Annotated in this window: 10 protein-coding genes and 1 pseudogene; 8 read left to right on the top strand and 3 right to left on the bottom strand. The window is 70.5% G+C overall.

Features of this window, described 5'->3' with window-relative positions; translation table 11 throughout:
* From ABTZ89_RS24920 to ABTZ89_RS24900, 5 genes and pseudogenes are all read left to right on the top strand, one after another.
* A pseudogene (locus ABTZ89_RS24920) lies at positions 1-390 on the top strand (hypothetical protein); the annotation flags it as partial.
* A gap of 293 nt (positions 391-683) precedes the next feature.
* Positions 684-2156, top strand: a complete 1473-nt coding sequence (locus tag ABTZ89_RS24915; RefSeq protein WP_270949646.1) for an amino acid permease — start codon at positions 684-686, stop codon at positions 2154-2156.
* Positions 2153-3520: an SLC13 family permease gene (locus ABTZ89_RS24910; RefSeq protein ID WP_351048806.1), complete on the top strand. Its 1368-nt coding sequence runs from the start codon at positions 2153-2155 to the stop codon at positions 3518-3520. Before ABTZ89_RS24915 ends, ABTZ89_RS24910 begins: the two co-directional genes overlap by 4 nt.
* Before the next feature lie 40 nt (positions 3521-3560).
* Positions 3561-4352 (top strand): serine hydrolase, encoded by a 792-nt coding sequence (locus ABTZ89_RS24905; RefSeq protein ID WP_351048803.1) that lies wholly within the window; start codon positions 3561-3563, stop codon positions 4350-4352.
* Positions 4353-4585: 233 nt separating this feature from the next.
* Positions 4586-5227 (top strand): hypothetical protein, encoded by a 642-nt coding sequence (locus tag ABTZ89_RS24900; protein WP_351048801.1) that lies wholly within the window; start codon positions 4586-4588, stop codon positions 5225-5227.
* Between the two features lie 70 nt (positions 5228-5297).
* Here ABTZ89_RS24900 and ABTZ89_RS24895 read toward each other — a convergent pair whose 3' ends face one another.
* A complete protein-coding gene (locus ABTZ89_RS24895; RefSeq protein ID WP_351048798.1) occupies positions 5298-6194 on the bottom strand; it encodes a MurR/RpiR family transcriptional regulator in 897 nt (298 codons plus the stop codon).
* A 143-nt stretch (positions 6195-6337) separates the two neighbouring features.
* On the opposite strand from ABTZ89_RS24895, the gene ABTZ89_RS24890 reads away from it, so the two are divergent.
* The 3 genes from ABTZ89_RS24890 to ABTZ89_RS24880 are packed head-to-tail and all read left to right on the top strand — an operon-like array spanning position 6338 to position 9374.
* On the top strand, positions 6338-7717 hold the full coding sequence (locus tag ABTZ89_RS24890; protein WP_351048795.1) for an MFS transporter: 1380 nt from the start codon (positions 6338-6340) through the stop codon (positions 7715-7717).
* Complete coding sequence (locus ABTZ89_RS24885) at positions 7714-8169, top strand: GAF domain-containing protein (protein WP_351048792.1); 456 nt, start codon at positions 7714-7716, stop codon at positions 8167-8169. The genes ABTZ89_RS24890 and ABTZ89_RS24885 overlap by 4 nt, the downstream gene beginning before the upstream one ends.
* Complete coding sequence (locus ABTZ89_RS24880; RefSeq protein WP_351048789.1) at positions 8166-9374, top strand: metal-dependent hydrolase family protein; 1209 nt, start codon at positions 8166-8168, stop codon at positions 9372-9374. Before ABTZ89_RS24885 ends, ABTZ89_RS24880 begins: the two co-directional genes overlap by 4 nt.
* 39 nt (positions 9375-9413) lie before the next feature.
* On the opposite strand, the gene ABTZ89_RS24875 is transcribed toward ABTZ89_RS24880, so the two are convergent.
* The gene (locus tag ABTZ89_RS24875; protein ID WP_351048786.1) at positions 9414-11612 is read right to left on the bottom strand and encodes a terpene synthase family protein; all 2199 of its coding nucleotides are present in this window, start codon (positions 11610-11612) and stop codon (positions 9414-9416) included.
* 139 nt (positions 11613-11751) lie between these two features.
* A complete protein-coding gene (locus ABTZ89_RS24870) occupies positions 11752-13353 on the bottom strand; it encodes an amidohydrolase (protein WP_351048783.1) in 1602 nt (533 codons plus the stop codon).
* Positions 13354-13471 lie beyond the last annotated feature (118 nt).

Raw genomic sequence — 13471 nt, 5'->3', positions numbered from 1 at the left:
GTTGTTGAACGCCATGTCCAGGCGGCCGTACTCCCTCACCGCGCGCCGCACCGCGGCTTCGACTTGCTGTTCGTCGGTGTAGCGGCGGGAGCGACCGTGATCAGCGTCGGCAGCTTCGAGCACCACCGGTGCGAGGTCGACGCGGAGCTGGTCAAGCGCGCGGGAGCGGTCGTCGTCGACGATGTCGACACGGCCGCGGCGCACGCGGGCCCGATCGCGCGAGCGCTGGAGCGCGGCGACGTCGCGCGAGAGCAGCTGCGAACGCTGGGCGAGGTGCTCGTCGGAGCGGCGCCGGGGCGCCGTGACGCGACGGAGGTCGTGTTCTACAACAGCGTCGGCTTGGGCGTGCAGGACGCTGCCGCGGCGCACGCCGTTCTCGGCACCCTCTGAACGGTCGAATTGAGCCGAACAGGAAGTTTGTCCAATTGAGGCGGCGGTGAGTTTTCGGTTGCACCGCGGTGAAAAGCCGGTTCAGGAGTCCGGTCCGCGCAAGCGTTTCCGTTGGCAGCGAAGCACTTGCGCGGTCCGCGAGGTCCGTTCGTCGTAATGCAGCTGAAAGCCTGCTGGGGCTCAGGGGAACGCATCCGCGCGCTTCGCGTCTTTCCCGGGTGCGTTCCATGGACGACCATCCCCGCATCGCTTGAGCGCAGGAGCGATCAGGCGCAGCTCGCGGGGAGGAACGCATGCGCGACGAGACTTCCGCGACGGGTGGGTCGCTGTTCGGCACCGGACCGAACGGCATCTTCCGCCGCACCATCCCGAAGCCGGAGGAGCAGACCGATCGGCGCATGCTGCGCGTGCTGGGCCTGCCGCAGCTGACCATGATCGGCGTCGGAGCCATCATCGGCGCCGGGATCTTCAGCCTGGCCGGCGCGGTGGCGCGCGACGTGGCCGGACCGGCCGTGCTGGTGTCGTTCCTCATCGCCGGCGTGGCTTCGCTGTGCGCGGCCTTCGCCTACGCCGAGTTCGCCGGGATGGTCCCGCGCGCCGGGTCGTCCTACACCTACGCCGCCGCGGTGCTCGGCGAGGTCGTCGGCTGGATCATCGGCTGGGACCTGCTGCTGGAGTACACCGCGATCGTCGCGACCGTGTCGATCGGGATGTCCGGCTACGTCGCGTTCCTGCTGGAATCGGTCGGGATCGACCTCCCGACCTGGATGCTCGGCGCGCCCGGCACCGGCGAGGGCCACCGGGTGGACCTGATCGCGATGCTGATCTGCCTCGGCGTGGCCTGGCTGCTCAACCGCGGCACCAAGACCTCCGCGAAGGTCGACGTGGTGCTCACCGTGGTCAAGATCGCGGTGGTGCTGCTGGTCGTCGTGGTCGGCTTCTCCAAAGTGGACACCGGGAACCTGACGCCGTTCGCGCCGTTCGGCTGGGGCGGTGCCGTCACCGGCGCGGCGACGGTGTTCTTCGCGGTCTTCGGCTACGACGCGCTGTCCACCGCAGCGGAGGAGTCCGTCGAGGCCCGGAAGCTGCTGCCCAAGGCGATGCTGCTCTCGCTGCTCATCTCGATGGTGCTCTACGTCGGCGCCTGCATCGTGCTCACCGGCATGGTGCCCTACACCGAGGTCAACCCGGACAGCGGTTTCTCCAGCGCCTTCGCCAGCGTCGGGATGCCCGGCGTCGCCGTGGTGATCGCGGTCGGGGCGGTGCTAGGCATCGTCACGGTCAGCTTCTCGTTCATGATGGGCGCTTCCCGGTTGTGGTACGCGATGAGCCGCGACGGGCTGATGCCGAAGTGGTTCGGCGAACTGCACCCGGTGCGCCGGGTCCCGCACCGGGCGACCTGGATCCTCGGCATCGTCTCGGCGGTGCTCGCGGGTCTGCTGCCGGTCGAGGAAGCCGCCGAGCTGACCAACATCGGCGTGCTGTTCGCCTTCGTCCTGGTCTGCGCCGCGGTCGTGGTGCTGCGCTACCGCAAGCCGGACCTGCCGCGCGGGTTCCGCTGCCCGGGCATGCCGTTCGTGCCGATCCTCGGCGTGCTGTTCTCGGCCTGGCTGATGTCGTTCCTGGCGGGTGAGACCTGGCTGCGCTTCGCCGGCTGGCTGGTGATCGGCCTGCTGGTCTACTCGCTCTACAGCTACCGCAACACCCGCCGCGTGATGCCGGGCGGTTCGGTCGACCTCGCCTCCCTCGACGAACCCGCCCGATGACCGGCTGGAAGCCGCGGGTCGCGGCCGGGGTCTTCGGCGCTGCGCTGGTCACCGCCGCGGTCGTGCTGGGGACCGGCACAGCCGGAACGCTGTGGGGCCTCACGCCGATCGTGGTGTACGCGATCCTGGTGCTGCTCGACGTCGACGTCGTGCTGGCCACGCTCGGCGCGCTCGTCATCGCAGCGGTGCAGACCGGCACCGCGCCGTTGGCGATGGGCGAGCTGATGGGCGAATCGCTGGGGTCGTTCATCGCCGTCGTCGGGATGATCGTGCTGCTCGGCGGCGGTCTCGGCCGCGTGGTCACCGAGACGGGCGCGGCCGCGACCATGGTCCGGGCGGTGCTGCACGGCATCGGCATCAGCACCCGGTTGCGGTTCCGGCTCGGCGTGATGGCCTCCGCGACGCTGCTCGGAGCGGCGCTCGGCACGCTGTCCGGCGCGAGCGCGCTGCTGGTGCCGATCGTGCTGCCGATCGCTGCCGCGCTGCGGGTGACCCCGCCGTCGATGGCCGCGATGTTCCACGCGGGCACCGCCGCAGGACTGGTCACCGGGCCGTTCACGCCACCGGTGGTGACCATCATGGGCGCGGCGCAGATCAGCTACGGCGAGTACCTGCTCAACGCCGGGATCCCGATGGCCGCGGTGGTCTGGCTGACCGGTCTCGGCATGTCCCACCGCATCCAGCGCTGGACCGCCGGCGAGTCCTACCCGGAGGAGGTCGCCGAAGACCTGGCGCACGAACCGGCCGCGGCGAAGCGCGCGACGATCGGGTTCCTCGGCAGCATGGCGGTCCTGGTCGCGCTGGGCATCGTGTTCCAGGCGGGCTACACCTACGTGCTGATCGTGATGCCGGTCAGCGCCGCGATCACCGCGCTCTTCGGTCGCATGCAACCGGGCGCGGCGCTGCAGGCGATGTACCGGGGAGCGCAGCCGCTGCTGTGGCTGTTCCTGCTGTTCTGGATGCTCAACCCGATGCTGGAGCTGCTGGAGAAGTCCGGCGCCTACGACGCGATGCAGCGGCTGATGGCCCCGACCCTCGACGACGTCGGACCGTGGCTGTTCTGCATCATCGTGCTGCTCGTGGGCTGGCTGGGGATCTCCGGCGCGGCCGTGGCGCAGGTCGTGCTGCTGCAGAAGCTGTTCGGCCCAGCGCTGGCTAGCGCCGGAGTCCCACCGGGCGCGTGGGCCGCGGTCCTGCTCGGCTCGTCGCAGATCGACTGGTTCGGCCCGTTCCCCGGGCCGGACATGATCGGCCAGATGGGATTGGCGCGCTCCCGGAACCTGCGGATGATGATGTACAACGGCTGGGCGATCATGGTCGCCAACCTGGCCCTGTTCGCAGTGCTGTTCTTCGTCCTCACCTGACCCGGGTGGCGGGCGCCGGTCGTCCGAGGGGAGTGCGGTCGTGGGGTTCGCGGAGCGGATGCGGGCGGAGCTGGAGCGAGCGGAACTGCCCGGTCGCGTCGGGTTCGCCGCGTGGGACCTGGCGGAGCGCGAGCCGGTGCTGCTCGATGCCGAGCGGGTGGTGCACTCCGCGAGCACGATCAAGGTGCTGATCATGATCACCGCGCTGCGGGCCGTGCAGGCCGGGCAGCTTGGCCTGGACGACCCGCGGGACCTGCCCGCGGAGCGCGTCGGTGGCGCTGGAGTCCTGCGGCTGCTGAGCAGCGTCGACCGGATGTCGTTGCGGGACCTGATCGCCCTGATGATCGTGATCAGCGACAACGAGGCCACCAACGCGGTCATCGACGCCGTCGGGTTCGACGCGATCCGGGACTGCGCGGCAGATCTGGGCTGCACCGCGACCCGGGTGGAGCGGCACCTGATGCGCCACCACGAACCCGGCCGCAACGAGACCACCGCCCTGGACCAGGCCCGCGTGCTCGACCGCCTGGCCAGCGGAGAGGCGCTGCCGCCGGAGCTGACCGAGCACGCGCTGGGCGTGCTGGCCGAGCAGCAGGTCCGCGACCGGCTGCCCGCGCTGCTCCCCGCGGGTGTGAGCTGCTGGAACAAGACGGGCGAGCTCCTCGGCCTGCGCCACGACGTGGGTCTGATCGGCACCGGACGCCCGCAGCTGGTGATCGCGGTCCTGGTCGACGAACTCACCGACGACCGCTCGCTCAACGACTACCGCGGCGGCCCGGCCTGCGACGCCATCGCAGCGCTCGGTCGAAGCGCGTACGACGCCCTGGTCTGAGGCCGGATCTGCGGAGCTCGGCGAACGCGGAACGGCTCGGAAGTACTGCCGCCAACGCGGCTGCGAACGCCTCCAGATCACTCGAATGCGTGTTCTAAAACGTGCTCTGACGTGGTAAGATCGTGTTGTCGGGCAGGGGATTCGGGCGCATTTCGACCACTGTGGACTGTCGTGGTTCGGGCACGCGGTTCGCAGTGGCGTTGAATGCTGCCCTCGGTCGCGGAGGGGTACTCGTGGACGGTGTGCACATCAGCCTCGGTTCGTTCCTGGACTACGCGCGCAGCACGCCGCGCGGCTGCGCGGGCATAGTTCGCGACCAGTGGGAGATCTACGTCGCCGAGACGAGCATGGCCTGGACGTTCTACGCGCCGTTCCGGTCGGCGCTGCGGAGGGCGGTGAACTCGCCGGACCCGTCGGCGGTCATGGCCGCGGTGGTGGAGGACGCGCGGCCGGTGCAGCAGCCGCACTTCCTGCAGCTGCACGAGGGATTCGAACGCTGGTGGCGGAAGGTGAAGGCCACCGGCGTTCCGCTGGAGTCCGCCATGTGGACGGTCGGGGAGCTCTCCGTCACCGTCTCCCGGCACAGCGCCATGGCGTTGCGCCATCGAGACGGCAGCACCGAGGTCGTGCTGCCCTACCTGAAGGAGCCGGAACTCGGAACGGATTCGGCGAACCTGGCGCTGCGGGTGCTGGAGCACCTGGTTCCGGTCTTGTTGCCAGGAGCGACACCGATGGTCCTGGACGTGCGACGCGGAAAAGCCATGCGGCTGCGCAAGAACGCGAATCGAGCGGAACTCGACGCGATGTTATCCGCCGAAGCGGCCAAATACCTCACCCACTGGACGGCCATGGCCGAACTCCGCCGAGCCGAGTAGCGGGACAGCTCCGAGCTGAACGCCGAGTGCGGCGCGGGTTTCGAGCCCGCACCGCGCTCCGGTGCGGATTTCAGCTGCGCCGGGGCTGGCGGTGCATCAGGCCGAAGCGCGACCACTGGGTCTCGGCGGCTTCGATGGACCGGCGCGTTCGTTCCGGGTCCAGTGTGGACAGCTGGGCGACGATCGCCTGCGCGACCGCCAGGCCCGGCGCCAGCGAGGGGAAGAACGCCACTCCCTCGGCGGGGATCAGCACGACCTCCTCGGAGGCCGCGGCCAGGGCGGGGCTGGCGGCGTCGGTGAGCGCGAAGACCCGCGCCCCGCGGCTGTGCGCCTCCTCAGCGGCGGTCACCGTGCTCTGGTAGAGCCGCCAGAAGCTGATCGCCACCAGCACGTCGTCCGGCTCGATCCGGGACATCGCGTTGGCCAGATCGGCGTCCTCGCGCACCACCGTCGCGTCGTACCCGGCCAGTCGCACGTTGTGCCCCAGCGCCGAACCGATCGCGACGTAGCTGCCGTTGGCGATGATCAGCACCTGCCGGGCCTGTGCGATCGCCTCGGCGATGGTCCGGAGCTGCTGCTCGTCCAGCCGCCGGTTCAGCACGGCGAGCGACTCCAGGTCCCGGCGCAGCGACGCCTCGCCGAGCTCGCCTTCGGTGCGCTGCGCGGCGGCGACCTCCGGAGCGCTCAGCGAGGACAGGTAGCGCGCCCGCAGTTCCCGCTGCAGGTCCGACCAACCGCTGAAGCCGAGCGCCTGGGCGGTCCGGCTCACCGTCGCGACGTTGACGCCGGCCAGCTCGGCGGCCTCCGCGGCGGAGCTGTAGGACACCCGCCGGGGCTGCGTCAGCAGCACTTCCAGCACTGACGTGCCCTTGCTGCGCAGGCCGCGTTCGGGCACGCGCCCCCGCAGCCAGGCCTCGAATCCGTCGGGTTCCCCGGCTGCGCTGCTGGCGGCGCGGTCGGTGGTCATCGGGTTCCTCTCGTCGGTCGCTGCGGGTCAACGCGAACAGTAGTGATCGCGAGGTAACGCAACAGGTATTGCATATCCAGATATCTGCACTATATGTTGCCGGTCACTTCATCTGGTGCGGTGAACCTTCCTGGAGGCACCTCGTGTCCCTGCTAGCCCGCTTGGACCGGCTCCCGCTGAGCCGGCCGCACTACCTGCTGCTGTTGCTCGGCGGCCTCGGCTACACCTTCGACGGGATGGACTCCGCCGTGGTGGCCTTCCTGCTGCCGAGCGTGCAAGACGCGTGGGGGCTGAACAACGCGCAGCTCGGCCTGATCGGCTCGGCCACCCCGTTCGGATTCCTGTTCGGTGCCACCTGCGCCGGGTTGCTCGGCGACCGCATCGGCCGCCGCAAGGTGATGATGTGGGCGCTGGGCGTCTACGCGGTGTTCTCGGTCGTCGGCGCCATGTCGCCGAACTACGAGATCTTCCTGGGCGCCCGGGTGCTCGCCGGGTTCGGCGCCGGCGCGGAGAGCGCGATCATCGCGCCGTTCCTGTCCGAGTTCGTCCCCGCCGCCCGGCGCGGCTGGTTCGTCGGCGCGCTGGCCGGCTTCTTCTCCTTCGGTTTCGTCGCGGCGGCGCTGCTCGGCCGGTTCGTGGTGCAGCCGGTACCCGAGGGCTGGCGCTGGGCGCAGGTGATCACCGCGCTGCCGATCGTGATGCTGCTGTGGTGGCGGCGTTCGCTGCCGGAATCGCCGCGCTACCTGCTGGCCTGCGGCAAGACCGCCGAAGCGGAGCAGGTCGTGGTCGACCTGGAGCGCAAGGTGCAGGCGGCGACCGGGCAACCGCTGCCGCCGGTGCCGGAAGTCGCGGTGGACAAGCCCGCCGAGGCGCGCAAGATCGGACTGCTCTCCGCGCTGAAGTACCTGTGGAGCGGCCGGATGGCGCGGCGCACCTCGATCACCTGGCTGATCTGGTTCGTGATCACCTTCTCCTACTACGGCTTCTTCACCTGGATCCCGACGTTGCTGGTGCAGCAGGGCATCACGGTCACCAAGAGCTTCGAGTTCTCGATCATCATCTACCTCGCGCAGGTCCCCGGGTACTTCTCGGCGGCGTGGCTGGGCGAGTTCCTGGACCGCAAGAACACCATCGCGCTGTACCTGGCGGGCGCGGCGGCCAGCGCGTTCTGGATGTCGCAGATGACCGACCCGGTGCTGATCACGGTCGCGGCAGCGGTGCTGTCGTTCTTTCTCAACGGCACCTACGCGGCGGTCTACTCGTACACGCCGGAGGTGTTCCCGACCTGGATCCGCGCCTCGGGCACCGGGTTGTCCAGCGCGTTCGGCCGCGTCGGCAGCATCATCGCCCCGTCGGTGATCGGGATGTCCGCGGCGACGCTCGGCTTCGCGGGCGTGTTCGGCATGACCACGGCGGTGCTCGCCGTCGGCGTCGTTTGCACCCTGATCTTCGGCCTGTCGACTGCGGGCCGCTCGCTGGAGGACCTGACCGAAGCCGACGCGCGGAAGGAGCCCGTCCGGTGAACCTGTCCGCTGTGGAAGAAGAAGTCCGGCGGGAGATCGGCGTCCGGCTGTTCACGGTGCTCGCCTGGCTGCCCGGCCGGCGCGTGCTGCACCGGGCGCACACCAGCCACCCCGACCGCTACCCGGTGGGCGGTGAGAAGTCCGCCGAGGTCGCGGCCGACTGGCTGGAGCGCTGCATCCACCAGCAGCAGCCGTTCTTCGGGCCCGACGCCGAGTCGGTCCGCCAGGTCTTCGCCGACCACGAGCTGATCGCGGAACTCGGCTGCGGCTCGGTCATCAACGTGCCCGTGATCAGCGCCGACGGCACCACGTTGGGCACCCTCGCACTGCTCGACGCGGAGCACGCCTACGGCCCGGCCCAGGTGGACCGCGCCGCTGAAATGGCCGAACTGGCCGTTCCCGCGCTGACCGAACTGGTCCAGCGCCTCGACGAGAACCAGGAGGATTCGTGACCGCCCTGCTGCTGCGTTCCGGCAAGCTGCTCGACGTCGAAACCGGTGAGTACGCCGAAGGGGATCTCCTGTGCGTGGACGGCCGGATCGCCGAGACCGGCCCGCGCCTGAGCGCGCCGGAGGGCGCGCAGACCGTGGACCTGGCCGGTGCCGCCGTCCTGCCCGGGCTGATCGACGCGCACGTGCACGTCACGGCCGCCACCGCGGATCTCAGCTCGCTGCCGTCGTGGTCGCCGTCCTACGCCACGGCGCACGCCGCGCGGATCATGGGCCAGATGCTCGACCGCGGCTTCACCACGGTCCGCGACGCCTCGGGCGCTGACTTCGGCCTGGCCGATGCGCAGGCCGAAGGCCTGATCCGGGGGCCGCGGGTGGCGTTCTGCGGCAAGGCGCTGAGCCAGACCGGCGGTCACGGCGACGGCCGCTCGCGCGGCACGCGGGTGCACGACGGCCACCAGTGCTGCGCCGGGTTGGGCAGGATCGCCGACGGGGTGGACGCGGTGCGGGCCGCCGCCCGCGACGAGCTGCGAAAAGGCGCGCACCACATCAAGGTGATGGCCAGCGGCGGGGTGGCCTCGCCGACCGACCGCATCGACTCCACCCAGTACTCGATGGACGAGCTGCGGGCGATCGTGGAGGAAGCCGACGCGGCCAACCGCTACGTCGCCGCCCACGCCTACACCGCGCGTTCGGTGAGCCGGGCGCTCAAGGCGGGCATCCGGTCCATCGAGCACGGCAACCTCATCGACGAGTCCAACATCCCCGAATTCCTCGAGCACGACGCGTTCCTGGTGCCGACGCTGGTGACCTACTGGGCGCTCAAGACCGAAGGCCGGGAGTTCGGGCTGCCCGAGGACAGCTGGCGCAAGGTCGACGAGGTGCTGGGCGCCGGGCTGGCCGCGCTGGAGCGGGCGCACCGCGCCGGGGTCAAGATCGTCTACGGCAGCGACCTGCTCGGCGGCATGCACCGCCACCAGAACGAGGAGTTCCGGATCCGCAGCGAGGTCCAGCCCCCGCTGGACGTCATCCGGGCCGCGACCACCACGGCAGCCGACCTGCTCGGCATGACCGGCGAGATCGGCACCCTCGCCGTCGGCGCTCAGGCCGATCTGGTGGTCGTCGACGGTGACCCGCTCACCGACATCGCGAAGCTCGCCGACCCGAAGCACATCCGCCACGTCGTCCAAGCCGGCCAGCTGGTGTGAGGGGAGAGGGGCTCCCGGATTCGGGAGCCCCTTGAACCCCTAGCCGAGCACCGGGTCCCAAGTGAGGCGGGCGGCCGAGGTGCCCAGCCCGGTGGGGCGGGGGACCAGGGCGCCGCCCGGGACGTTGTGGCGGAGCTCGGCGTCGAAGTACCGGCGGCATTCGCGGTGCCAGTTGAGGATTCCGGCCATCCAGTCCTGCAGCTCGGACGCGTAGCGGGTCAGCGTCGCGCGGGCTTCGGCGTCCAGACCGCGCTCTTCGAAGAGCGCGGGCAGCTCGACGTCCACCGTGCGCTCGAACTGCTGCAGGCGCGCGTCCATCACGTCGTGCACCACGCCGAACGCCCGGTCCAGGTCGCAGTCCAGGAAGTTCTGCACCACCACGACCGCGTTGTGCACCTCGCCCTCGTACTGGACCTCCTTGCGGTACGAGAACACGTCGTTGACCAGCATCGCGAAGTCGCTCGCCGAGTTCTCCATGGCCCGGATGGTGCGGGTCCGGTAGATCTCCGGCGGCACGGTCGCGCCGTGGGAGAACCGCGACAGGCTCATGGTCAGCTCCGAACCGAAGGTGCGGCGCCGCATCTCGACGTAGTCGACCGGGTCGGGGATCCGGTTCTGGTGCTGGTTGGCCAGTTCCCACAGCCACGCGTCGAGCATCACCTCGACGGTGTCGCGGAAGGTCCGGCGCTTGTCGATCGGCAGCGGCCCCGCCGTGCGCTGCCAGAGATCGGCGAGCCCGCGCTCGAGCACGTTGGCCGGGACGACGGGACTGCTGCCCTCGACCGCCATGAGCTCCTTCAGCCGCGCGGTCAGCGCTTCGGCGCCCGCCATGTTGCGGCTGTGGCCGAAGACCTGCGGGTAGTAGTCGTCGCCGTAGGTCCCCCAGGTCAGCCACGCCGAGGCCAGCTCGAGCTCCTCGACGGTGGCATCCGGGTCCAGGCCGGCCGCGCAGTGCGGGAGGTCGTTGGCGCGCAGCGCCCCCTCGTCCCACACCAGCGGGACGTCGGCGAACATCCCGATGGAGCGGGACCATTCGACGGTGCGCTCGCGGACCAGGTCCAGGTGCGGGGACAGCGAAACCGGGTACGGCATCCGGATCTCCCGGCGCGGCACGTGGCTCACCGGCTGGAACGGCGTCCGCGTGTAGCTGCGCACCCGCTGCGGCGCGGTCGAGACCAGCGAGGAGATGATCCGGGCCGCCGAAGTGCCCAGCCCGGTCGGCCCGGCCAGCACGCTGGACCCGCCGCCCTCGGGATAGCGGCCCGACTGCACGTGCCACTCGTGCCCGCCGGACTGCCAGTCCTGCAAGCCCTTGACGTAGCCGAGCACGGCCAGCCGGCCCGCCGGATCGATGCCGTGCTCGTCGAGCAGCTGCGGCACTTCGGTCAACGCGGTGTGCTCGAACTGGTGCAACCGCGAGGTCAGCAGGTCGTTGACCGCCTCCGCGGCTTCCTGCGTCGAGCAGCCGAGGAACTTCTCGAAGACCAGCACGCCGTTGCTCAGCTCGCCCTCGTCCTGCACCTCGCGCTCGTAGGAGAACAGGTCGTTGCGCAGGTGCACGGCGTCGGAGAAGGTGTCCCGCAGCACCTGCATCGGCCTGGCCGCGGCGATCTCGGCCGGCACCTCGGCGCCGACGGCGTGCTCCACCAGGTTCGCCGACCACGGCGCCCCGCCGACCTTGCGGCGCATCTCCACGTATTCGATGGGATTGGACAGCCGGTTCTCGCTGATGTTGGCCAGCTCCCACAGCGATTCGTCCAGCAGGTGCTTGGTGTTCTCGGCGAAGCGCCGCCGCCAGTCCGCGCTCATCGTCGGCACCGTCCGCGTCCACAGGTCCGCCAGCCCGCGCTCCACCGGATTGGTCGGCTCCGCGGTGATCGGACCGTCAACGGGCATGAATGAGGGCAGCCGCTCCAGGTGCTCGCGCGCGCTCGCCAGGTCCGGATTTCGCTTGTACAGCTCCACGAAGTGGTCGTCGAAGTAGAACACCCACACGTACCAGTCGGTGATCAGGTCCAGCTCGGGGCCGTCGGCGTCCGGATGCGTGTACGCGCACAGCAGCGCGTAGTCGTGCCGGTCCAGGTCCGCTTCGTCCCAGATCGCCACCCCGTGCTGCGGCACGTCGATCATGTCCATCCGCCGGGCCCAGCTCTTGCTGTGCTCCCGCGCTCGCGCCAGGTTCGGGTTCAGCCGTGCCGGGTAGGACAGGTAGAACTCCGGCAGTCGGAAGGCCTGCATGGTCCGCGCACCTCTCTGCGATGGTCACCGACCCTGCGCACGAAACCAGCCGCGCCTGCGGCGGCCAATGCCCCGGATGTCCTTCCACACGATCGGGAAGTGCCGTCGCCCGCATAGCCCAGCGCGGTGTTGCGGACAGTCAACTCCGCTGGTGGACGACCTCGCCGTCGACCACGGTCAGGTCCACTTCGCACTGCCAGATCTCGTTCGGCGGCTGGGAGAACGGGTCGCGGTCGAGCACCACCAGGTCGGCCGCCTTGCCGACCTCGACCGTCCCGGTCTCGCGGTCGGCGTGGTTGACCCAGGCGCTGCCCGCCGTGTAGGCGGCGAGCGCGTCGACGAGGTCGAGCGACTGCTCCGGCAGGAACGGCGGATCGTCGGAGCCGGGTTCCCTGCGGTTGACCGCGACGTGCACCGCCAGCACCGGATCCGCCTCGGACACCGGCCAGTCGCTGCCGGCCGCCAGCACCGCGCCCGCCGCGCGCAGCGAGCGGAACGGGTACTGCCAACCGGCCCGCCGATGTCCCAGGCGCGGGGTGGTCAGCTCGGTCATCGCCGCGTCGTTGACCGCCCACCGCGGCTGGATCGTCGCCACCACGCCGAGCTCGTGGAAGCGGGGGAGGTCGGAGGGCTGCACCACCTGCACGTGCGCGATCTGGTGGCGCAGATCCCGTTCGCGCGCACCGGAAAGCGCGTCCAGCACGTCGCGCACCGCCCGGTCGCCGATGGCGTGGAAGTGCAGCTGGAACCCGGAATCCGCGAGCTCCGGCACCACTTCGGCGAGCTGTTCGCGGTCCACGAAGGACAGTCCGCTGCCGTGGCTGCCGAGGTAGGGGAGCAGCAGCGCGGCGGTGAAGTTCTCGCACACGCCGTCCTGCATGATCTTCACGGTGTCGGCCCGGAACCGCTGGCCGCGCGCCTTCTCGCGGCGGTGCCGCAGCTCCTCGATCTGCTCCCGGCCGCGGGCGCGGTCCCACCACAGCGCGCCGCGCACCTTGCCGGTCAGCAGCCCGCGCCGGTCGGCGTCGAGGTAGGTCGCCAGGGTGTCGTCGTAGCCGAGGTAGGGGCCGACGATCGCGTCGTGCCAGGACGTCACGCCGCGGGCGTGCAGGTGCCGTTGGCCCTCCATTAGCCCGGCCAGGTACTCGTCGTCACCGGTCGGCGGCAGCACCCGCTCGACCAGCCGGGTCGCACCCTCGTGCAGGGTCCCGGACGGATGACCGCCGGCATCGCGTTCGATCCGGCCGTCCGGCGGGTCGGGGGTGCGCCGGTCGATCCCGGCCAGCCACAGCGCGGCGGTGTTCACCCAAGCGCCGTGGTGGTCGCGGTTGAGCAGGTATGCAGGGCGATCCCCGGTCACCGCATCCAGCGCGGTTCGGCTCGGCGCCCCGCCGGGGAACGACCCCATGTCCCAGCCGCCGCCCAGCACCCACCCCGCGTCCGGGCGGGTCCGCATGTAGGTCTCGACCTGCCGCAGGCACTCGTCGGCATCGAGGCATTCGGTGAGGTCGCAGCGCAGCCGCTCGATCCCGCCGTAGATCGGGTGCACGTGCGCGTCGTGGAACCCGGGCAGCAGCAACCGGCCGCGCAGATCGACGAACTCGGCGCGCGGGAACCTGCGCGCCGAGGCGTCCCGGCCGACGGCGACGATCCGCCCGTCGCGCACCGCCACCGCATCGGTGAACGAGCGGGCGGCGTCCATTGTGGCCACCGGCCCACCTGCGAACACCACCTCGCGCATGCCGTGGATTGTGGCAGCAACTCCACGCCTGCGGCCCCACCGGGATGCGCAGTTTCAATTGAAACTGTGCTCCGGCGCGGGTGGGATCTGCAGTTTCAATTGAAACTGCGGTTCGGGC

Source organism: Saccharopolyspora sp. NPDC002686, assembly GCF_040295745.1.
Taxonomy (GTDB): domain Bacteria; phylum Actinomycetota; class Actinomycetes; order Mycobacteriales; family Pseudonocardiaceae; genus Saccharopolyspora; species Saccharopolyspora oryzae.
The sequence above is the reverse complement of the archived record's forward strand: the minus strand, read 5'-3'. Positions and strand labels throughout refer to the sequence as shown.